Annotated in this window: 20 protein-coding genes; 10 read left to right on the top strand and 10 right to left on the bottom strand. The window is 63.4% G+C overall.

The window, feature by feature from the left end:
- Window positions 1-15: 15 nt before the first annotated feature.
- The 5 genes from relA to M5G11_RS13840 form a co-directional block, all read right to left on the bottom strand.
- On the bottom strand, window positions 16-2,256 hold the full coding sequence (gene relA / locus M5G11_RS13860; RefSeq protein WP_273911002.1) for a GTP diphosphokinase: 2,241 nt from the start codon (window positions 2,254-2,256) through the stop codon (window positions 16-18).
- A gap of 98 nt (window positions 2,257-2,354) precedes the next feature.
- Window positions 2,355-3,713 (bottom strand): 23S rRNA (uracil(1939)-C(5))-methyltransferase RlmD, encoded by a 1,359-nt coding sequence (gene rlmD, locus M5G11_RS13855; RefSeq protein ID WP_273911001.1) that lies wholly within the window; start codon window positions 3,711-3,713, stop codon window positions 2,355-2,357.
- Window positions 3,713-4,615, bottom strand: a complete 903-nt coding sequence (gene cysM, locus M5G11_RS13850) for a cysteine synthase CysM (protein WP_273911016.1) — start codon at window positions 4,613-4,615, stop codon at window positions 3,713-3,715. The genes rlmD and cysM overlap by 1 nt, the downstream gene beginning before the upstream one ends.
- A 199-nt stretch (window positions 4,616-4,814) precedes the next feature.
- Complete coding sequence (locus M5G11_RS13845) at window positions 4,815-6,122, bottom strand: histidine kinase sensor domain-containing protein (RefSeq protein WP_420793814.1); 1,308 nt, start codon at window positions 6,120-6,122, stop codon at window positions 4,815-4,817.
- A gap of 43 nt (window positions 6,123-6,165) precedes the next feature.
- Window positions 6,166-6,882 carry a response regulator transcription factor gene (locus M5G11_RS13840; RefSeq protein WP_273910999.1) on the bottom strand — a complete coding sequence of 239 codons (717 nt, stop codon included), beginning with the start codon at window positions 6,880-6,882 and terminating at the stop codon, window positions 6,166-6,168.
- A gap of 215 nt (window positions 6,883-7,097) precedes the next feature.
- On the opposite strand from M5G11_RS13840, the gene M5G11_RS13835 reads away from it, so the two are divergent.
- The 4 genes from M5G11_RS13835 to M5G11_RS13820 all read left to right on the top strand — a co-directional run bounded on the left by M5G11_RS13835 (window position 7,098) and on the right by M5G11_RS13820 (window position 11,780).
- Complete coding sequence (locus M5G11_RS13835; protein ID WP_273910998.1) at window positions 7,098-9,854, top strand: response regulator; 2,757 nt, start codon at window positions 7,098-7,100, stop codon at window positions 9,852-9,854.
- A 66-nt stretch (window positions 9,855-9,920) separates the two neighbouring features.
- Window positions 9,921-10,910, top strand: coding sequence for a 2-hydroxyacid dehydrogenase (locus M5G11_RS13830; protein WP_273910997.1), 990 nt, complete (start codon window positions 9,921-9,923; stop codon window positions 10,908-10,910).
- A gap of 31 nt (window positions 10,911-10,941) precedes the next feature.
- A complete protein-coding gene (locus M5G11_RS13825) occupies window positions 10,942-11,379 on the top strand; it encodes a hypothetical protein (protein WP_273910996.1) in 438 nt (145 codons plus the stop codon).
- On the top strand, window positions 11,376-11,780 hold the full coding sequence (locus tag M5G11_RS13820) for an META domain-containing protein (RefSeq protein WP_273910995.1): 405 nt from the start codon (window positions 11,376-11,378) through the stop codon (window positions 11,778-11,780). Before M5G11_RS13825 ends, M5G11_RS13820 begins: the two co-directional genes overlap by 4 nt.
- 103 nt (window positions 11,781-11,883) lie before the next feature.
- Here M5G11_RS13820 and M5G11_RS13815 read toward each other — a convergent pair whose 3' ends face one another.
- The gene (locus tag M5G11_RS13815; protein WP_273910994.1) at window positions 11,884-12,348 is read right to left on the bottom strand and encodes a TlpA disulfide reductase family protein; all 465 of its coding nucleotides are present in this window, start codon (window positions 12,346-12,348) and stop codon (window positions 11,884-11,886) included.
- An 86-nt stretch (window positions 12,349-12,434) separates the two neighbouring features.
- Here M5G11_RS13815 and arsC point away from each other — a divergent pair, with 86 nt between their 5' ends.
- From arsC to M5G11_RS13800, 3 genes are read left to right on the top strand one after another with little or no spacing between them, the layout of a single operon-like run.
- Window positions 12,435-12,788 (top strand): arsenate reductase (glutaredoxin), encoded by a 354-nt coding sequence (gene arsC / locus M5G11_RS13810; protein WP_273910993.1) that lies wholly within the window; start codon window positions 12,435-12,437, stop codon window positions 12,786-12,788.
- The gene (gene wrbA / locus M5G11_RS13805; protein WP_273910992.1) at window positions 12,785-13,390 is read left to right on the top strand and encodes an NAD(P)H:quinone oxidoreductase; all 606 of its coding nucleotides are present in this window, start codon (window positions 12,785-12,787) and stop codon (window positions 13,388-13,390) included. Before arsC ends, wrbA begins: the two co-directional genes overlap by 4 nt.
- Window positions 13,383-13,799 carry a DUF2069 domain-containing protein gene (locus tag M5G11_RS13800; RefSeq protein WP_273910991.1) on the top strand — a complete coding sequence of 139 codons (417 nt, stop codon included), beginning with the start codon at window positions 13,383-13,385 and terminating at the stop codon, window positions 13,797-13,799. The genes wrbA and M5G11_RS13800 overlap by 8 nt, the downstream gene beginning before the upstream one ends.
- Before the next feature lie 100 nt (window positions 13,800-13,899).
- On the opposite strand, the gene M5G11_RS13795 is transcribed toward M5G11_RS13800, so the two are convergent.
- Window positions 13,900-14,571, bottom strand: a complete 672-nt coding sequence (locus M5G11_RS13795; RefSeq protein WP_273910990.1) for a DNA-3-methyladenine glycosylase I — start codon at window positions 14,569-14,571, stop codon at window positions 13,900-13,902.
- 6 nt (window positions 14,572-14,577) lie between these two features.
- Window positions 14,578-15,402, bottom strand: a complete 825-nt coding sequence (gene ttcA, locus M5G11_RS13790; protein WP_273910989.1) for a tRNA 2-thiocytidine(32) synthetase TtcA — start codon at window positions 15,400-15,402, stop codon at window positions 14,578-14,580.
- Between the two features lie 267 nt (window positions 15,403-15,669).
- On the opposite strand from ttcA, the gene M5G11_RS13785 reads away from it, so the two are divergent.
- Both M5G11_RS13785 and M5G11_RS13780 read left to right on the top strand, forming a co-directional pair.
- On the top strand, window positions 15,670-16,269 hold the full coding sequence (locus M5G11_RS13785; protein WP_273910988.1) for a Yip1 family protein: 600 nt from the start codon (window positions 15,670-15,672) through the stop codon (window positions 16,267-16,269).
- Between the two features lie 138 nt (window positions 16,270-16,407).
- Window positions 16,408-16,902 (top strand): SprT family zinc-dependent metalloprotease, encoded by a 495-nt coding sequence (locus tag M5G11_RS13780; RefSeq protein ID WP_273910987.1) that lies wholly within the window; start codon window positions 16,408-16,410, stop codon window positions 16,900-16,902.
- 54 nt (window positions 16,903-16,956) lie between these two features.
- Here the strand turns inward: M5G11_RS13780 and M5G11_RS13775 are convergent, their stop codons facing one another.
- The gene (locus M5G11_RS13775; protein ID WP_273911015.1) at window positions 16,957-17,781 is read right to left on the bottom strand and encodes a helix-turn-helix domain-containing protein; all 825 of its coding nucleotides are present in this window, start codon (window positions 17,779-17,781) and stop codon (window positions 16,957-16,959) included.
- Between the two features lie 89 nt (window positions 17,782-17,870).
- On the opposite strand from M5G11_RS13775, the gene M5G11_RS13770 reads away from it, so the two are divergent.
- Window positions 17,871-18,773: a DMT family transporter gene (locus tag M5G11_RS13770; protein ID WP_273910986.1), complete on the top strand. Its 903-nt coding sequence runs from the start codon at window positions 17,871-17,873 to the stop codon at window positions 18,771-18,773.
- A 42-nt stretch (window positions 18,774-18,815) separates the two neighbouring features.
- Here M5G11_RS13770 and M5G11_RS13765 read toward each other — a convergent pair whose 3' ends face one another.
- Complete coding sequence (locus M5G11_RS13765) at window positions 18,816-19,604, bottom strand: hypothetical protein (protein ID WP_273910985.1); 789 nt, start codon at window positions 19,602-19,604, stop codon at window positions 18,816-18,818.
- Window positions 19,605-19,664: the final 60 nt, after the last annotated feature.

Below are 19,664 nucleotides of genomic sequence, written 5' to 3'. Positions count from 1 at the left end.
CCGGCGATAGCGCCCTCAAGGCGTCCGGTTACGCCGCGTCTCGATGATGTTCGGCAACTGCGAAATCCGCCCCAGCAGGCGCCCCAGGGCATCCAGGCCAGGGATCTCGATGGTCAGCGACATCACTGCGGTGTTGTCTTCCTTGTTCGAACGGGTGTTGACCGCCAGCACGTTGATGCGCTCGTTGAGCAGCACCTGCGAAACGTCGCGCAGCAACCCCGGCCGGTCGTAGGCACGGATGACGATGTCCACCGGGTAGGTCTGTACCGGCACCGGGCCCCAGCTGACCTGGATGATCCGCTCCGGCTCGCGCCCGGCCAGTTGCAGCACCGAGGCACAGTCCTGACGGTGGATGGTCACGCCACGGCCCTGGGTGATGTAGCCGACGATCGCATCGCCCGGCAGCGGCTGGCAGCAACCAGCCATCTGCGTCAGCAGGTTGCCGACCCCCTGGATCTGGATATCGCCACGCTTGCCCGGCTTGTAGCCAGTGGCCTTGCGCGGCACCAGTTCGATATGGTCGCTGCGCTCAGGCTCTACCAGTTGCTGCGCCGCGTTCACCAGGTGCGCCAGGCGCAAGTCGCCGGCACCCAGCGAGGCGAACATGTCCTCGGCCGCCTTGAGGTTGGCCTTCTCGGCCAGACGCTCGAAATCGACCTGCGGCAAGCCCAGGCGATTGAGCTCGCGCTCGAGCAAGGTCTTGCCCGCCGCCACGTTCTGGTCGCGCGCCTGCAACTTGAACCAGTGGACGATCTTCGCCCGCGCCCGCGAGGTGGTGACATAGCCCAGGTTCGAGTTCAGCCAGTCGCGGCTCGGGTTGCCGTGCTTGCTGGTGATGATCTCGACCTGCTCACCGGTCTGCAGGCTGTAGTTGAGCGGCACGATACGCCCATTGATCTTGGCGCCACGGCAGTTGTGACCGATCTCGGTGTGCACCCGGTAGGCGAAGTCCAGCGGCGTCGAGCCCTTGGGCAGGTCGATGGCGTGGCCATCAGGGGTGAACACGTAGACCCGGTCCGGCTCGATATCAACGCGCAGCTGCTCGGCCAGGCCACCGATATCGCCCAGCTCTTCGTGCCATTCCAGCACCTGACGCAGCCAGGAGATTTTCTCTTCGTAATGGTTGGAACCGGATTTGACGTCCGTGCCCTTGTAGCGCCAGTGCGCACAGACGCCGAGTTCGGCCTCTTCGTGCATGGCGTGGGTACGGATCTGTACTTCCAGCACCTTGCCCTCGGGGCCGATCACCGCTGTGTGCAGCGAGCGGTAGCCGTTTTCCTTGGGGTTGGCGATGTAGTCGTCGAATTCCTTGGGGATGTGCCGCCACAGGGTGTGCACGATGCCCAGCGCGGTGTAGCAGTCGCGCATCTCCGGCACCAGCACGCGCACGGCACGCACGTCGTAGATCTGGCTGAACTCCAGGCCCTTGCGCTGCATTTTGCGCCAGATCGAATAGATGTGCTTGGCCCGGCCACTGATGTCGGCCTTGACCCCGGTGGCCAGCAGTTCGTTCTGTAACTGGCCCATCACTTCGCTGATGAAGCGCTCGCGGTCCAGCCGGCGCTCGTGCAGCAACTTGGCGATCTGCTTGTACTGCTCCGGCTCCAGGTAGCGGAACGACAGGTCTTCAAGTTCCCACTTGATGTGGCCGATGCCCAGGCGGTGCGCCAGCGGCGCATAGATATCAAATACTTCGCGCGCGACGCGATCACGCTTTTCTTCGTCGGCGTTTTTCAGCGCGCGGATCGCGCAGGTACGTTCGGCCAGCTTGATCAGGGCGACGCGAACGTCATCGACCATCGCCACGAGCATCTTGCGCAGGTTCTCGACCTGCGCCTGCGAGCCGAGCACCAGCGACTGGCGCGGGCTGAGGCTGGCACTGATGGCGGCCATGCGCAGCACGCCGTCGATCAGCTTGGCCACGACCGGGCCGAAACGCTGGCCGACTTCAGCCAGGGTCACCTTGCCTTCACGCACGCCACGGTAAATGATCGCCGCCACCAGCGAATCCTGGTCGAGCTTGAGGTCGGCGAGGATCTCGGCGATTTCCAGGCCCGCCTGGAAACTCGGGGTGCCGTCGGCCCAGGAATGCTTGTCCGGGTTGCCCTTTTTCTCGATCTCCTGGGCGAACTCGCAGGCGACCTTGAGGGCTTCCCTGTCCAGCGCCATGTCGACGCTGAGCACATGATCCAGCCATGCTTCGAGATTGATACTGCCGTCATTGTTGACCGGCTGGTGCACTCTCACCTGTACCATCTTTATTTACCTTTCCCTACAGCGCATACGCGATGCGCTTGAAAACTCAGGTGCCGCCCTGCCTGCTCGTAGGGGCGACACCGGGAGGGCCAGCTGCGCTAGCCCACCTCGAATAACGCCATGGCCTCGACATGCGCGGTCTGCGGAAACATGTCGAGGATCCCGGCACATTTTAACCGGTAACCCTGCTTGACCAACTCAAGCGTATCGCGGGCCAGGGTTGCCGGGTTGCACGATACATAGACCAATCGTTTGGCACCCAGGGCGCCGATGTTGCGTACCACCTCGAATGCACCATCACGTGGTGGATCCAAGAGTACCGCAGAAAAGCCCCCGGCCGCCCAGCTTGAACTCGCCAGAGGCTGGGATAAATCGGCCTGAAAAAACGCCGCATTATGCAGATTGTTGCTACGGGCATTGGCGGCGGCCCGCTCGACCATCGCCTGCACCCCTTCCACCGCCACCACTTCGCGGGCCTTGCCGGCCAGCGGCAGGGCAAAGTTGCCCAGGCCGCAGAACAGGTCGAGCACACGCTCATCGGCTTGCGGTGCCAACCAGGCCATGGCCTGCTCGATCATCGCGGTATTGACCTGGGCATTGACCTGGACGAAGTCGCCCGGGCGATACGCCAGTTCGAGGTTCCAGGGTTCCAGCACAAAGCCCAGGCTCTGACCGGCTTCAACAGGCGCCGGTTCACCCTCACCCTGTAACCAGAGTTGTACGTTTGCTTCGCTGCAAAACGCTTGCAGCCGGGCCAGGTCACCCTCGCCCAGTGGGCCGGTATGACGCAGCAGCAAGGCCAGCGCCGTGCCACTGAACAATTCGACGTGCCCAACCACCTGCGGCTTGCTCAGGCTGTGCAGTAACACCGGCAGGTGGCGCATGATCGACTGCAAGGGTTGTACCAGTACCGGGCAATCGTCGATGGCGACGATGTCCTGGCTGGCTTCGGCGCGAAAGCCCACCTTCAGCTTTTTCGCTTTCTGGTCCCAGCGCACAGCCACCCGGGCGCGGCGCCGGTAGCCGAATTCCGGGCCGCTCAACGGCGCGGCCCACTGCTCCGGCACCACGCCGGCAACACGTTGCAGCTGTTCGGCGAGCAGGCGCTGTTTCAATTCAAGCTGATCGGCATGCGGCAGGTGCTGCAGGTTGCAGCCGCCGCAGCGGTCGAAGTGTTTGCACGGCGCGGCGCGGCGCATCGGGTTGGCGCTGAAGACTCGCTCCAGGCGCGCCTCCACGACCTTGCCGTGGGTATTGAGTACCCGCGCCTCGACCTCCTCACCCGCCAGCGCACCGCTGACGAACCAGGTGCGGCCTTCAAGGAAGGCGATGCCACGGCCGTCACCGGCCAGGCGCTCGATGCTCAGGCGCTGCTTCTTGCCGGTGGGGATCTGCGGCGCGCGGCTGCCACCGGTCGGCTGGAAGCGCAGGCCGGTGTTACGTTTGGTCTTGGACATCAGTGATCCGCGTTGAAAATGCCGGTCGACAGGTAACGGTCGCCACGGTCACAGATGATTGCCACGATGACGGCGTTTTCCACTTCGCGGGACAGGCGCAGCATGGCTGCCACTGCACCACCGGAGGACACACCACAGAAAATGCCCTCTTCGCGGGCTAGGCGCCGGGTGGTCTCCTCGGCTTCGACCTGGGACATGTCGACCACGCGGTCGACGCGCGAGGCGTCGAAGATCTTCGGCAGGTACTCGTGCGGCCAGCGGCGGATGCCCGGGATGGCCGAGCCTTCCATTGGTTGCAGGCCGACGATCTGCACCTCGGGGTTCTGTTCCTTGAGGTAGCGCGAGCAGCCCATGATGGTACCGGTGGTGCCCATGGAACTGACGAAATGGGTGATGCTGCCGGCGGTCTGCTGCCAGATTTCCGGGCCGGTACTGGCGTAGTGGGCCTCGGGGTTGTCGGCGTTGCCGAACTGGTCGAGCATCTGCCCACGGCCTTCGGCCTGCAGGCGCTCGGCGAGGTCGCGGGCGCCCTCCATGCCTTCTTCCTTGCTGACCAGGATCAGCTCGGCACCATAGGCGGTCATCGCCGCCTTGCGCTCGGCGCTGGAGTTGTCGGGCATGATCAGGATCATCTGGTAGCCCTTGATCGCCGCTGCCATCGCCAGGGCAATACCGGTGTTGCCGGAGGTCGCCTCGATCAGCGTGGCGCCTGGCTTGATCTGCCCGCGCAGTTCGGCGCGGGTGATCATCGACAACGCCGGACGGTCCTTGACCGAACCTGCCGGGTTGTTGCCTTCAAGCTTGAGCAGGAGGGTATTGCTGGAGTCGCCGGCCATACGTTGCAGGCGAACCAGAGGCGTGTTGCCGACGCAATCGGCGATGGTAGGGTACTGCAAGGTCATGGCGTATTCGCAATCCAGACTGCCGGGGGTGAGTATCATACCGGCAAACGGCTTTGGCCCATATCACGCAATGTGTGGGGGTTATAGCTTTGGGATATAAGCCCTATGGTGTGCTCGCGGGCCCTATCGCCGGCAAGGCCGGCTCCCACAGTCTCAGCCCCTGTGGGAGCCGGCCTTGCCGGCGATGAAGTCACCGCGATCAGTCAGCCACTGCCAGCAGCCGCATGTTCAGCCGCAACCCCCGCCCACTGTTCTGTGCCCACAACTGCCCGGCCTGACGCTGCAAGGCATTGCGCGCAATACTCAAGCCCAGGCCGAAGCCGCCATCGCCAGGCCGCGAATCGTCGAGCCGGGCAAACGGCGCGAAAATCCGCTCCAGCTCTTCTTCAGCCACACCACCGCCCTCATCTTCCAGCCACAGCAACCAGTAGTCCCCCTGGCGCCGCCCCTCCAGACGAATCACCCCGTCCGCCGGCGAATGGCGGATGGCGTTGCGCAAAATGTTCTCCAGCGCCTGCGCCAGGCTGTTGAGGTTGCCCTGCACCCAGCACTCGGCACCCAGGCCACAATGCAGGCGCTGCGGCGACCAGCCACTTTCATAGCAGGCGTCCTCGCACAGCATCTCCCATAACGCCTGGACCTGAATCGGCTCGCGCGACAACGGCGCCCGCTCGGCATCCAGCCAGGCCAGTTGCAGGCTGTCTTCGACCAAACGCTGCATGCAGTCGATCTCGCGGTGCAAGCGTTCGCGCAGGCAATCGGCATTCTGCTCGCCCTCACAGGCCACCTTCAGCCGGCTCAGCGGCGTGCGCAGTTCATGCGACAAATCGCGCAGCATTTGCTGCTGCAAGGCCACCGTGCCCTGCAAGCGCTCAGCCATATGGTCGAACGCCCGCCCCAACTCACCGAACTCGTCCTGCCGACGCGTGGTTGCACTGTCCACCCGCGCCGTCAGTTGTTCGGCGCGCCAGGCGTTGGCCTGCTCGCGCAACTGGTGCAGCGGGCGGATCAGCATGCGGTACAGGCCGACACAGAACAGCAAGGCCAGCAGCCCGGGAATCAGGCCATTGGTGACCATCTTCCAGAACAGCAGGGTCCAGCGGTCCGGCAGCAACCGTTGCGGCAGCTCGATCACCAGGCTGCCCAGGCTCGGGTCCTGCGGGAACGGTACTTTCATCCAGGGTATGCGCTTGGAGTTGCGGCTCATCGGCCAGTCGGGCCCGCGCAGGAAGGTCAGGTGCTGCATCTGCACATCGCTCAGCGGCTCGCTGGCCAGGCTTTGCAGGTCGCTACCGATCACCCCGACAAAGCCCGGCTCACGCTCGCGCATCTGCGCCAGCCAGGCATCCACGCCCGGGCGTCCGTCACGGCGCAACGCGCTCTCGGCCTCCTCGGCATAGTGGTGCAAGGTCGCCCGCGCCTGCGGCGAAAGGAAACCGTTCTGCACCTCCATGTGCTGGCCCCACGACCAGCTCAGGCCGATCATCAGCAGGCAGAAGCCCACCATGAGGATCGCCAGCCTCCAGAACAGCGAATGACGGTTGGGCACCCTAGCTGACCTCACTGGCGCTCAGTACGTAACCTTTGCCCCACACCGTGCGCACTTCACGCTCGGTGTAGCCGATGGCCTTGAGCTTGCGGCGGATCTGGCTGACATGCATGTCCAGGCTGCGGTCATGCCGGGCATAACCACGTTGCAGGACATGCTGATAAAGGAAGGCCTTGCTCAGCACCTCTTCATGGCTGCGCTGCAAGGTGTCGAGCAGGCGGTACTCGCTGGGGGTGAAGCCGGCCGGCTGCCCTTTGAAGGTGACATCGCAGGCTTCGTCGTCAAACTGCAACGCGCTCGCATCGGGTTCCTGCACCGGCTGGAAACGCCGCTCCAGTGCCACCCGACGCAGGATCGCTGCAATGCGCACTTCCAGCTCGACCATGCTGAACGGCTTGGGCAGGTAATCGTCCGCACCACGCTGGAACCCGCTGATGCGGTCCGCCTCGGCGCCCAGCGCCGACATCATGATCACCGGGATCGAACTCTGTCGGCGCAGTTGCTCCAACGCATCCAGCCCGGTCATGCCGGGCAGCAGGATATCCATCAGCACCACGTCGAAACGGCCGGTGCGCGCGGTTTCCAAGCCCTCGCGACCATTGCGGCACCAGGTCACCTGAAAGCCGCTGCGCTGCAGCTGCTCGTGCAAATAGGCACCCAGGACCGGGTCGTCCTCGATGGCGAGTATGTTTGAAGGCTGCATAGCGACGGGAGTCATTGGCGGGTGCTATCAATTCTCAATTGCACGATTATTGAGCATTCCCTCCCTAGCAGGCAACTTAAGCCTACAAAAGAATTAGATCCGTCCTGCAAATCTACAAAAGCAGATACAAATGAGTGCATTGAATCGGCAGGCGCGGTAATTTTCCGGATTGGTTTGTCAGTTACGTCTGATAAACGTCCTACAGAATTGCCGTACACAGGAGAGTGGGCGTGCTGAATCGTTTGGGAATCAGAAGTCGCGTGCTGCTGCTCGCCCTGTTGCCTGCCGGGATGATGGCACTGGTGCTGGGTGGCTACTTCACCTGGTTGCAACAGAGCGAATTGCAAACCCAGCTGTTGCAGCGCGGCAAGATGATCGCCGAACAGCTGGCGCCACTGGTGGCCCCGGTACTGGCGCGCCACGAGCCGGCGCAGCTTGAGCGGATTGCCGCCCAGGCCCTGGAGCAGACCGACGTGCGCGCCGTGGCCTTCCTCGCCCCCGACCGCAGCAGCCTCGCCCACGCCGGCCCGAGCATGCTCAACCAGGCCCCGGCGGGCGGCGGCACGCAAATGCTGCAACGCACCGGCAATGACGCCACGCGCTACCTGCTGCCGGTGTTTGGCCACCACCGCGACCTGGCCGGCGAGTTGATCCCCGGTGAAAGTGATCGCCTGCTTGGCTGGGTCGAGATCGAGGTGTCCCACGACGGCACCCTGCTGCGCGGCTACCGCAGCCTGTTCACCAGCCTGCTGCTGATCTTCTTCTGCCTGGCGGCCACCGCCCTGCTGGCCCTGCGCATGAGCCGCACGATCAACGGCCCGATCGGGCAGATCAAATACGCGGTCAACCAGCTCAAGGACGGCAACCTCGAGCAACGCCTGCCTGCCATGGGCAGCTATGAGCTGGACGAGCTGGCCTCGGGCATCAACCGCATGGCCGAGACCCTGCACAACGCCCATGAAGAGCTGCAGCACAGCATCGACCAGGCCACCGAGGACGTGCGCCAGAACCTGGAGACCATCGAGATCCAGAACATCGAGCTGGACATGGCGCGCAAGGAGGCCCTGGAGGCCAGCCGGATCAAGTCCGAGTTCCTCGCCAACATGAGCCACGAGATCCGTACCCCGCTCAACGGCATCCTCGGTTTCACTCACTTGTTGCAGAAAAGCGAGCTGACCCCGCGCCAGCTCGACTACCTGGGCACCATCGAGAAGTCCGCCGACAGCCTGCTCGGGATCATCAACGAGATCCTCGACTTCTCCAAGATCGAGGCCGGCAAGCTGGTGCTCGACAGCATTCCGTTCAACCTGCGCGACCTGATCCAGGACACCCTGACCATCCTCGCCCCGGCCGCCCACGCCAAGCAGTTGGAACTGGTCAGCCTGGTCTACCGCGACACGCCGCTGTCGCTGGTCGGTGACCCGCTGCGGCTCAAGCAGATCCTCACCAACCTGGTCAGCAATGCCATCAAGTTCACCCGTGAAGGCACCATCGTTGCTCGCGCGATGCTTGAAGAAGAACACGAAGACAGCGTGCAACTGCGCATCTGCGTGCAGGACACCGGGATCGGCCTGTCCTCGCAGGATGTACGCGCGTTGTTCCAGGCTTTCAGCCAGGCCGACAATTCATTGTCTCGCCAGCCCGGCGGGACCGGCCTGGGCCTGGTGATTTCCAAGCGCCTGATCGAGCAGATGGGCGGCGAGATCGGCGTCGACAGCGTACCGGGCGAAGGCTCGCAGTTCTGGATCAGCCTGAGCCTGCCCAAGGCCCGCGACGATGCCGAAGACCTTCCGCTGCAACCGCTGCAAGGCCGCCGGGTGGCCATCGTCGACGGCCATGCGCTGTCCTGCCAGGCACTGGAACACCAGCTTGAAGACTGCGGCCTGGCGGTAACTACCTTCGCCAGCATCGACCAACTGCTCACTGGCGTCGAAGCCGCCGGCCTGGGTGGCCAGCCCTTCGAACTGGCGGTGCTCGGGGTCAACCTGCACGACCTCTCGCCGGAACGCCTGGGCTTGCATATCCAGCACCTTGAGCACTTCGCCTGCCAGGCACTGGTGCTCTGCCCCACCACCGAGCAGGCGCTGTACCACCCCTACCTGCCTAACGCCCACGGCCAACTGCACGCCAAGCCGCCGTGCACGCGCAAGTTGCGCCGGGCGCTGGTCGACCTGGTGCAACCACGGCGCAGCAGCTCGGGCGAAGTGCGCATCCCGACCGGGCAGCGCTTGCCCAAAGTGCTGTGCGTCGACGACAACCCGGCCAACCTGCTGCTGGTGCAGACCCTGCTCGAAGACCTCGGCGCCGAAGTGCTGGCCGTGGACACCGGCCTTGCGGCAATCAAGGCGGTACAGGACGACGCTTTCGACCTGGTACTGATGGACGTGCAGATGCCCGGCATGGACGGGCGCGAGTGCACCGAGCAGATCCGCCGCTGGGAAACCGGCCAAAGCGGTGCCGCGCTGCCCATCGTGGCGCTGACCGCGCACGCCATGGCCAACGAAAAACGCGCCTTGCTGCACAGCGGCATGGACGACTACCTGACCAAGCCGATCAGCGAGCGCCAGCTGGCCCAGGTGGTGTTGAAATGGACCGGGCTGCAACTGGGCAAGCCGCGCACCGAGCGCAGCAGCGAGCGGGCCGAGGGCAGCCAACTGCTCAAGGTGCTCGACCCGGAAGAAGGCTTGCGCCTGGCGGCGGGCAAACCGGACCTGGCCGCCGACATGTTGGCCATGTTGCTGGCCTCGCTGGAGGCCGACCGCGAGGCGATTCGTGCTGCGCGCCTGGCCGAAGACCGCAGCGCGACCATCGAGCGCGTCCACCGCCTCAATGGCGCCACCCGTTATTGCGGCGTGCCGCAGTTGCGGGCCGCCTGCCAACGCAGCGAAACCCTGCTCAAGCAGGATGACCCGGATGCCCAGCAGGCCCTGGATGAGCTGGAGCAGGCCATCGACCGCCTCAGTAGCGAGGCGCGCCTGAGCGCCTGACCTGAGGCAAACCCCACGGCCCGCCGCCTGGCTACACTGGCGGCAATCGACTTCGGGAAGTACACCATGCGCGCCTTGTTCTACAGCAGCCAGCCCTATGACCAGGACAGTTTCAACCAGGCGCCGGCCGTGCCGGGCCTGGAGTTGCACTTCCAGCCCGCGCGGCTGAGCGAAGACACCGCGCCGCTGGCCGAGGGCCACGAGGTGGTCTGCGCGTTCATCAACGATGATTTGTCGGCCCCGGTGCTGGAACGCCTGGCGGCCGCCGGCACGCGGTTGATCGCGCTGCGCTCGGCGGGCTACAACCATGTCGACCTGCCGGCGGCCAAGCGCCTGGGGCTGACCGTGGTGCGGGTGCCGGCCTATTCGCCGCATGCGGTTGCCGAACACGCGGTGGCGTTGATCCTGGCGCTCAACCGGCGCCTGCACCGCGCCTACAACCGCACCCGCGAGGGCGATTTCAGCCTGCATGGCCTGACCGGCTTCGACCTGCATGGCAAGACCGTCGGCGTGGTCGGCACCGGGCAGATCGGCCTGGCCTTCGCGCGGATCATGGCCGGTTTCGGCTGCCAGCTGCTGGCCTACGACCCCTACCCCAACCCGCAACTCGAAGCCCTGGGCGCACGTTACCTGGCCTTGCCGGAGCTGCTGCGCGAAGCGCAGATCATCAGCCTGCATTGCCCGCTCACCGAGCACACCCGCTACCTGATCAACCAGCAGAGCCTGGCGACCCTGCAACCGGGCGCGATGCTGATCAACACCGGGCGTGGCGCGCTGGTCGATACCCCGGCGCTGATCGAGGCGCTGAAGAGCGGCCAGCTCGGCTACCTGGGGCTGGATGTTTATGAAGAGGAAGCGCAGATCTTCTTCGAAGACCGCTCCGACCTGCCCTTGCAGGACGATGTGCTGGCCCGCCTGCTGACCTTCCCCAATGTGATCGTCACCGCGCACCAGGCCTTCCTCACCCGTGAGGCGCTGGCGGCCATCGCCGCGACCACCCTGGACAACATTGCCCGCTGGACGGCAGGTAATCCGCAGAATCTGGTCGAGGGTTGATGCTAGGATACGCGGCAGATTTGGAGGACCCATGGTCGAACACGATTTCCGCTACACCCTGTTTAACCCGCAACACACCTTGATCGAATGCCGTTCGCTGGTGCCGGGGCGTTATCAAGTCACCGGCAACGGTGGCTCGATCCAGAAAGGCGACGTCCTGCTGGTCAGCCTCAAAGGCAGCAAGACCCTGTCCATGCGCTTGTTGGTGGAGTCGGTGCGTCACCTGATCAACCCGACCGGCCAGTGGGTTGCCGTGGCCAGTGGCCCGGTATTCGGCGAGTTGGCGATCCACAGCTGGCAGGTCAACTGCGACAGCTGCGAGGCCACCCTGGACTTCGAGTTCGCGGTCGATGCCAAGCTGGGCCACAAGGCGCAGAAGCCGGCGGCGGTAGCGCGGATTGCCGAGCTGGGCTGGCGCAGTCAGGGCGAGAAGCATCAGTGCCCGAAATGCCAGGAGGCGGCAAAGTGAAAGCCTTGCTGGTCAGCGGCCTGATCGCCGCCGCGTTGGTGGGGTGCGCCGCCGAACCGATGAAACTGGAGCAGGAACGCAGCTATGTGCTGGAGTGGATCGGCGAACGTCCGCTGATCGACTACAGCCATTTGACCCTGACCCTGGCCGAAGATGGCCGGGCGTATGGCAATGCGGGCTGCAACCACTGGTTCGCGCCGTACACCCTGCAGGGTGACAAACTCAGCTTTGGCGCCGTGGGCAAAACCCGCAAGCTGTGTGCGCCAGCGCTGATGGAGCAGGAAAAACACTTCCTGAAGGCACTGGAAACCGTGCAACGCTGGGATGTTTCGCCCATCGAGCAGGTGCGTTTCTGGCCTGAGCAGGGCAAGCCGCTGCGCTTCTGGCCTGAGGAAGGCTGAAGCCTTGCAGTGAAGCTATCGCCGGCCAGGCCGGCTCCCACAGGGTTCAGTATCACACCGACCACTGTGGGAGCCGGCCTTGCCGGCGATGGCCCCAACAGAATCAAGCGCCTTTCAGTGCCTTGATCTTCTCGTGCAAACCTTCTGCCGTTTGCTCGCCCATCAGTTGCTCACGCACCTTGCCCTTGTCATCGATGATGTAGGTCACCGGCAAGGCTTCGCTGCGTGGCAGGTCATACCGCTCGGCCGGGTCATCGGCCAGAACGGTGAAGCTGATCCCCAGCGCATCACTGGCCTTCTTCAGCTCATCGCCCTGCAAACCGTCGAAGTTCACCCCGACCACGGTCACACCCTGCGCCTGCCAATCTTTGGCGGCCGCATTCAATTCCGGTATCTCGGTACGGCACGGGCCACACCATTCTGCCCAGTAGTTGAGCACTACCCATTTGCCGTCGAGTTGCTCGGCCTTCACCGTGCTGCCGTTCTGGTCCAGGCCGTAGTCCGCACCGCAACCTGCGAGCAACAGGCTCGCGGTAATGGCCAGGGCTGCTGCCAATCGCCTTGTCATGGGTCAATCCTTCTTCAAGATTCAGGCAAAATGCCAATTCGCTGCGGTTAGAATAGCTGCCACCCCCTGCTGGATGCGACCCTTACATGACCGATATGACCCTGTACCACAATCCAGGTTGCTCGAAATCGCGCAGCGCCCTGGAACTTCTGCAAGCCCGCGGCCTGACCCCTAGCGTGGTCCGCTACCTGGAAACCCCGCCAGATGCCGCCACCCTCAAGGCCATCCTCGGCAAACTGGGCATCAGCGCCCGCGCCCTGCTGCGCACTGGTGAAGACGAGTACAAAAGCCTCGAACTGGCCAACCTGGCCCTCAGCGACGAACAGCTGATCGCCGCCATGGTTGCTCATCCGAAGCTGATCGAGCGGCCGATCCTGGTTGCTGGCGACAAGGCGGTGATTGGCCGGCCACCGGAAAACGTCCTGGAGCTGGTCTTGTGAGTGCGCCGTACATCCTGATTCTGTTCTACAGCCGCCACGGCTCGACCAGCGAGATGGCCCGGCAGATTGCCCGTGGCGTCGAAATGGCCGGCTTTGAAGCACGCCTGCGCACCGTACCGGCGATTTCCGCCGAGTGCGAGGCTGTCGCCCCGGACATCCCGGAAACTGGCGCGCTGTACGCCAGCCTCGACGATTTGCGCCATTGCTCGGGCCTGGCCCTGGGCAGCCCGACGCGTTTTGGCAACATGGCGGCGCCGCTCAAGTACTTCATCGACGGCACCAGCAGCCTGTGGTTGAGCGGTGGCCTGGTCGGCAAGCCGGCGGCGGTGTTCACCTCCACTGCCAGCCTGCACGGTGGGCAGGAGTCGACCCTGTTGTCGATGCTGTTGCCGCTGATGCACCACGGCATGCTGATCATGGGCTTGCCGTACAGCGAGTCGGCGCTGCTGGAAACCCGTGGCGGCGGCACGCCGTATGGCGCCAGCCACCATGCCGGTGCCGACGGCAAGCGTGACCTGGACAGCGACGAAATCGCCTTGTGCCGTGCGCTGGGTCAGCGCCTGGCGAGCACCGCCAAACTGCTGGAGAACGGCCGTGGCTAAGAAGCCGAAGATCCTCCCGTCAATGGAGTGGCTGGCGCCACGTTTGCGCCTGAGCCGGGCCTTGAGCCTGGCCGGATTCTTCGGGCTGATTGCCTTGCTGACGGTCAACAACCTGCTGTTTGCCGACCTGCACGGGGCCCGGCCCGGGGTGATCCTGGCGATCGAGCTGGTGCCGTTGCTGCTGTTGTTGCCGGGCATGCTGATGGGCAGCGCCCGGGCACATGCCTGGACCTGCTTTGTGGTGAATGTGTACTTCATCAAGGGCGTGCTGGCAGCGTTCGACCCGGCGCGAGCGTTGTTTGGCTGGGTGGAAGTGGCGGTCAGCCTGCTGCTGTTTGTCAGTGCGCTGCTGTATGTGCGCTGGCGCTTCCAGTATGAGCGGCGGGTGGCCGGGGAAGGCTTGGTCTAGGGGTGCGGCTATCGCCGGCAAGGCCGGCTCCCACAGGGTTCAGTATCCACGCCGCCCCTTGTGGGAGCCGGCCTTGCCGGCGATGCGGGCAACACAGCACTCAATGATTGACGGTATACGCCAGCATCAACGACAGCTGGCACAACGGCCGCCCGCTCTCCCCCTGCCACTGGTTGAACGCCTGCTGCACCAGCGCCAGGTCGCGCTGGCTGGTCGGCTGCTTGTCGATGATGCCCTGGGCCACCAGCGCCGCAACCATGTCATCCGTCGGGATGAAGGTATCCTTGCCGACCATGCGCAAGAAGCGTGGCGCCGACAACCCGCCCATCTGGTTACCATGCTTGGCCAGGTACTTCCACAACCCGACGATATCGCTCACCGGCCAGTCGGCGATAAACGCGCCGAAACTGCCCTTCTCCTGCGCCACATCGAGAATCATCTGCGCATTGCGCGGCACGCTCTTGAGCTTGCCCAAGTGGCGAATGATGCGCGTGTCCTGCATCAGCCGCTCCAGGTGCTCGGCGCCCATCAGCACCACCTTGTGCGGCTCGAAGCCGAAGAACACCTGCTCGAACGCCGGCCACTTGGCGTCCACCAGGCTGTGCTTGAGCCCGGCACGGAACACCCGCAAGGCCAGGGTCGACAGGTAGCGGTCATCACTAATCGCTCGCAACTGAGCCGCTGACTTGGGCTGCGGCAGGTGCGCTTCAAGCGCCGCCACCGAGCCGAAGCGGTTCAGGCAGTACTCATGCAGCCACTGATAGTCGCGCATGCCGGGTCAGATATTCAGCACGTTGACGAAGCGCGAGGCAGCGCTCTCGTCAATGCGCAGGTTGGTGAAGTCGAACAGGTTGCGGTCGGCCAGCTGCGACGGCACCACGTTCTGCAAGCCACGGAAGATGCTCTCGGTACGGCCCGGGGTCTTGCGCTCCCACTCCACCAGCATGTCCTTGACCACCTGGCGCTGCAGGTTCTCCTGCGAGCCGCAGAGGTTGCACGGGATGATCGGGAATTCCTTCATGTCCGAGTAGGCCTGGATGTCCTTCTCGTTGCAGTACGCCAGCGGGCGGATCACCACGTTGCGCCCGTCGTCGGCGCGCAGCTTCGGCGGCATGGCCTTGAGCGTGCCGTTGAAGAACATGTTGAGGAAGAAGGTCTCGACGATGTCGTCGCGGTGATGCCCCAGGGCCATCTTGGTCGCGCCGATTTCGTCGGCGAAGGTGTACAGGGTGCCCCGGCGCAGGCGCGAGCACAGCGAGCAGGTGGTCTTGCCTTCCGGGATCAGTTCCTTGACCACCGAGTAGGTGTCTTTCTCGACGATGTGGTACTCGACGCCCAGGGTTTCCAGGTAGGCCGGCAGCACGTGCTCGGGGAAACCCGGTTGTTTCTGGTCCATGTTCACCGCGACGATCTCGAACTTGATCGGCGCCACTTTCTGCAGGTGCAGCAGAACATCGAGCATGGTGTAGCTGTCTTTGCCGCCGGACAGGCAGACCATGACCTTGTCGCCCTCTTCAATCATGTTGAAGTCGGCGACGGCTTCGCCGGCGAGACGACGCAGGCGTTTTTGCAGTTTGTTCTGGTTGACCGAAAGGGTGCCCATAGCGCTTGGAATCCGCGAGGTATGACAAAAGCCGCACATTTTACGCATAAACCCCGGCGGGGCGAAGACCCCTCCGATAAAGACTGCAAGGGAATCAAGGGGGGCCCTTAGAGCGCGATTTGCTCTAAAAAACCGGTTTTATGCGGTGAACACCTTCCTATACTGCGACATAGGGCCGCAGTACCTGTGACCTCATGTCAGGCCTCACCGTGGAGGCCTGCAGACGCTCCGCTGGGGGGCGATGGCAACGATGAAGGAGTGACTGGCATGATCCATCACGTTCTGGGGCTGTTCACCCATCCCGATCAGGAATGGCGAGAGATTCGTGGCGAAGAAGAAACCATCAGCCACATGTACCTGACACACACCTTGGTATTGGCGGCTATCCCCGCCGTTTCGGCATTTATCGGCACCACCCAGGTCGGCTGGGTTATTGGCGGCCGCGAACCGGTCATGCTGACCGTCGAAAGCGCGGTGTGGATGACCGTCATGTCGTACCTGGCCATGCTCGGCGGCGTGGCCGTGATGGGTGCCTTCATCCACTGGATGGCGCGCACCTACGATGCCAATCCAAGCCTTGCCCAATGCATCGCCTTTGCTACCTACACCGCCACCCCGCTGTTCCTCGGCGGCCTGGCGGCGCTTTACCCCCACCTGTGGCTGGGGATGATCATCGGCACGGCAGCCATTTGCTACACCGTCTTCCTGCTGTACGTCGGTTTGCCGACTTTCATGAACATCCCTTCCGATGAAGGCTTCCTGTTCTCGAGTTCGGTGCTGGCGGTGGGCCTGGTGGTGCTGGTCGCCATCATGGCCTTTACGGTGATCGTCTGGGGACTGGGCGTGGGGCCCGTCTACACCAACTAGAATCAGAAAATACGCCAACATAGGTGCAGTAGTACCCTCAGGCCGCCGCAAGGCGGCCTGATGCTGTGTGCAGACCAGCGGTCTCGGCAGCGCCGCCCCGCTTGCGGCATAATCGCCGGCCAGGAGTGCGTACCCTATATGCCAGAGTTGCTCAATTCCCGTGTCGAACGCTGTTATCAGCAAGCCGAAGACTTCTTCAAACGATCCTTCCCCCGTCCCGAGGTCAGCTTCAAGCTGCGCGGGCAGAAAGCCGGTGTGGCCCACCTGCATGAGAACCTGCTGCGCTTCAATCTGCAGCTGTATCGTGAAAATGCCGAACACTTTTTAAAGCAGACGGTGGCCCATGAAGTGGCCCACCTGGTCGCGCACCAGTTGTTTGGCGAGCGTATCCAGCCCCATGGCGAGGAATGGCAGCTGATCATGCGCGGGGTGTACGAGTTGCCACCGGACCGCTGCCACAACTATGCGGTGAAGCGCCGCACGGTGACCCGCTATATCTACAAGTGCCCGTGTGCGGGCAGTGATTTTGCGTTTTCGGCGCAGCGCCATGGGTTGGTGCGTCAGGGGCGGCGGTATTTGTGTCGGCGGTGTCGGCAGACCCTGGTGTTTACCGGGGAAAGTCGGGTGGAGTGAAGGGCATCGCCGGCAAGGCCGGCTCCCACAGGTTGATGTCTAGCCACTGAATGCTTAGCCACAATCCTTGAAACGCCCCGGCGTCACCCCGACCACCTTCCTGAATGCCCGCGCCATATGGCTCTGGTCAAAGAACCCGGCGCAAAACGCCGCATCGGCAATGCCCATGCCTGCGCGCAAAAGCTGCTGCACATGGGCCACGCGCTTCTGGATCTGGTAGCTGTGCGGTGACACCCCGACGCTCTTCTTGAACACCCGGATCATGTACAGCGGGTCCATGCCGACCAGCCCCGCCAGTTCATCCAGGCTGACCGCCCCGGCCACATCGTCATCCAGCCGGCTGCGAATCCGCCGCACCGCCTCGCGCTCGCTCGCCACCCTGCACTCCCCCACTGCCCCGCAGCGCTGGAACAACGCCGCCAACAGCGTCAGCAACAGGCTGTCGCGTTCAAGCTCCGAGGCTGATGCCTCGATCAGTTGATGGTGCTGCAAAAACACCTGGGCAAACACTTCATCGCGGCTGAAGGCATGCTGGAACAAATGGATGTGATCCTCCGCGCAGCGCCCCTGCAGCACTACCCGGTTGAGCCACTGCGGGTCGATGTAGAGCATGCGGTACCTCCAGCCCTCAGCGCTGCCTGGCAGCCCGTCGTGGATCTCGCCGGGGCTGATGGTCACCACGCTGCCGGCACTGCCCAGGTAGCCGGCGCCGCGGTAATAGAGCTTTTCAACCCCGCCACTGATGGCCCCCACGGCATAGCGCTCATGGGCATGGCGGCCGAACGACTGGGTGCTGAAGCGCGCGCTCAGCAGCTCGCAATGCCCTTGGGCAATGCGCTGGAAGCGGGTGAAATCCGTGTCGTGGCGCGTGTCCATCATGACCTGTCCAGTTTCGTCCAATACGCCGGCATGGCGGCTCGGCAAAATTAGCACTCACTTCTTCCGTCAAACAAGTCGAGACGCCGTTCATGTCACCCAACCGCGCAATTGCAGAACTGACCATCGGCGGCCTGATGCTGAGCCTCTCTGCACTGGCCGTCGCCTTCGCCAACATCGGTGCCGGGGGCGCGGGCTTCTACCGCATGCTGATCGCCTCGTTGCTGTTCTATATCGCGCTGAGGGTACGCAAGGTGCCCGCAGCACTGAAAAATCCCAGGGCCCGGCTGCTCACCGCCCTGGCCGGCGTGTTCCTGGCCATCGACCTGATTCTCTGGCACCAGAGCATCTACATCGTCGGCCCGGGCATCGGCTCGATCCTGACCAACTGCCAGGTGTTCTTCATGACCCTGCTGGGGCTGGCGCTGCTCAAGGAGCGCCCGACGGTGTACTTCGTGGTGTCGATCGTGCTCGCCTTTGCCGGGCTGTACCTGTTGCTGATTCCGGAAATGAGCAGCACTGCCGGCGCCAAGGGCGTGGCCTATGGCGTGCTGTCGGGCCTGGCGTATGCGGTGTGCGTGTACTTCATGAAGCTCAACAGCGCCCAGCCGGAATCGGGCGGCGATACCCTCGCGCAGATGCTCAACCTCAGTGTCTGGGCGGCCCTGGTGCTGCTGGGGTATGCCCTGGCCAACGGCGAAAGCCTGGTGATCGTCGATGGGCAGACGCTGTTGATGCTGGTGATCTACGGGGTGCTGGTGCAGTTCGTCGGCTGGTTGCTGGTCAACCGCTCGATCGGCGCGATCAGCCTGGGGCTGGCCGGGTTGATCCTGCTGCTGGAGCCGGTGATCACCTATGCCATCGATGTGGTGTTCCTCGGCAAGGCCAGCTCGCTGATGCAGATTGCCGGGGCACTGTTGACGCTGGGGGCGGTGTATATCGGCTCGATCAAGCCGCCGCAGAAGTCTCCCGCCAATCACCCCGAAGCAGCCTAATGGTGCGGGGCTGCGGCGATCCGCTGGCCCCGCGATTCAGGCCTAGACCTTACGTATTTCCCAGATGTGGTTGATGCCCTGGTAATCGCCATCCAGCAATTTGTTCAGGGTCTTGATCATCTCCGCCCGCCCATTGCTGAGGAGCATCGCCTTCAAGTTTGAGTCGTAGTAGTAAACCATGCCATTGGTACCAAAAAGCCAGGGGCTCTTGGTACTGACCAGCCCCAGCACATGGGAAGCATCGGCCCTGGCCTTTACACTGATCAGGTAATAACGCGGCGTGTCTTCCACGCGTTGAAGCTCCTCACCCAACGTCTTGAGGCTCGCCGGTTCCTTGACTGCCAGCACCTCCAGACGACGCATCTCCAGTAGCTTGACCTTATCGGTGGTCTTGTTCAGCAAGGACTGCGTGATCAGCGACGTACTTTCCACCACTGACAGTTCCTGGGCCAGCACAGTTTGGAACGTCGTCTTGAAGACGGTCACATCTCGCCGGATACCTTCAAGTGTGGCGGCGTCCTGCTCGTCTACCGGCAACCGCTGGTAGTCCTCAAATCGCTGGAGGACGTCTTTTTGCTTCAGCCTCATCTCTTCCTCGAGCTTTTCACGCTGTACCTGCTTCGCTCTGGCATCATCGATGACGACCATGCTGGTCAACTCGGCCTGTTCACGCAGGTGCCGGGTATAGAAAGCACTGTGTTCCTGCTCACGCGAAGCCTTTCGGCACCACTCCAAGCCAGCGTCCGGGCTGGTCATCATGTGCACCAGCCACTCTGAAGTCAGTGACAGGCAGATATCAGGTTGATGTGCATTGGCCGCTTGCTTGTACATGGTCGCGCATCCTTGTCGGTGAGTGTTGCTTGGGGTGCAGATCAGGTCGCGCCGTCAAAG

The organism is Pseudomonas fontis, from assembly GCF_028656955.1.
GTDB lineage: Bacteria > Pseudomonadota > Gammaproteobacteria > Pseudomonadales > Pseudomonadaceae > Aquipseudomonas > Aquipseudomonas fontis.
This window is presented reverse-complemented; position numbering and strand designations above follow the sequence as displayed.

What these genes read in the sequence shown, in the direction of transcription:
- relA (WP_273911002.1), bottom strand. Translation starts at nt 2,256, where the DNA reads ATGGTACAGGTGAGAGTGCACCAGCCGGTCAACAATGACGGCAGTATC.
- rlmD (WP_273911001.1), bottom strand. Translation starts at nt 3,713, where the DNA reads ATGTCCAAGACCAAACGTAACACCGGCCTGCGCTTCCAGCCGACCGGT.
- cysM (WP_273911016.1), bottom strand. Translation starts at nt 4,615, where the DNA reads ATGACCTTGCAGTACCCTACCATCGCCGATTGCGTCGGCAACACGCCT.
- M5G11_RS13845 (WP_420793814.1), bottom strand. Translation starts at nt 6,122, where the DNA reads ATGGTGGGCTTCTGCCTGCTGATGATCGGCCTGAGCTGGTCGTGGGGC.
- M5G11_RS13840 (WP_273910999.1), bottom strand. Translation starts at nt 6,882, where the DNA reads ATGACTCCCGTCGCTATGCAGCCTTCAAACATACTCGCCATCGAGGAC.
- M5G11_RS13830 (WP_273910997.1), top strand. Translation starts at nt 9,921, where the DNA reads ATGCGCGCCTTGTTCTACAGCAGCCAGCCCTATGACCAGGACAGTTTC.
- M5G11_RS13825 (WP_273910996.1), top strand. Translation starts at nt 10,942, where the DNA reads ATGGTCGAACACGATTTCCGCTACACCCTGTTTAACCCGCAACACACC.
- M5G11_RS13815 (WP_273910994.1), bottom strand. Translation starts at nt 12,348, where the DNA reads ATGACAAGGCGATTGGCAGCAGCCCTGGCCATTACCGCGAGCCTGTTG.
- arsC (WP_273910993.1), top strand. Translation starts at nt 12,435, where the DNA reads ATGACCGATATGACCCTGTACCACAATCCAGGTTGCTCGAAATCGCGC.
- M5G11_RS13795 (WP_273910990.1), bottom strand. Translation starts at nt 14,571, where the DNA reads ATGCGCGACTATCAGTGGCTGCATGAGTACTGCCTGAACCGCTTCGGC.
- ttcA (WP_273910989.1), bottom strand. Translation starts at nt 15,402, where the DNA reads ATGGGCACCCTTTCGGTCAACCAGAACAAACTGCAAAAACGCCTGCGT.
- M5G11_RS13785 (WP_273910988.1), top strand. Translation starts at nt 15,670, where the DNA reads ATGATCCATCACGTTCTGGGGCTGTTCACCCATCCCGATCAGGAATGG.
- M5G11_RS13780 (WP_273910987.1), top strand. Translation starts at nt 16,408, where the DNA reads ATGCCAGAGTTGCTCAATTCCCGTGTCGAACGCTGTTATCAGCAAGCC.
- M5G11_RS13775 (WP_273911015.1), bottom strand. Translation starts at nt 17,781, where the DNA reads ATGATGGACACGCGCCACGACACGGATTTCACCCGCTTCCAGCGCATT.
- M5G11_RS13770 (WP_273910986.1), top strand. Translation starts at nt 17,871, where the DNA reads ATGTCACCCAACCGCGCAATTGCAGAACTGACCATCGGCGGCCTGATG.
- M5G11_RS13765 (WP_273910985.1), bottom strand. Translation starts at nt 19,604, where the DNA reads ATGTACAAGCAAGCGGCCAATGCACATCAACCTGATATCTGCCTGTCA.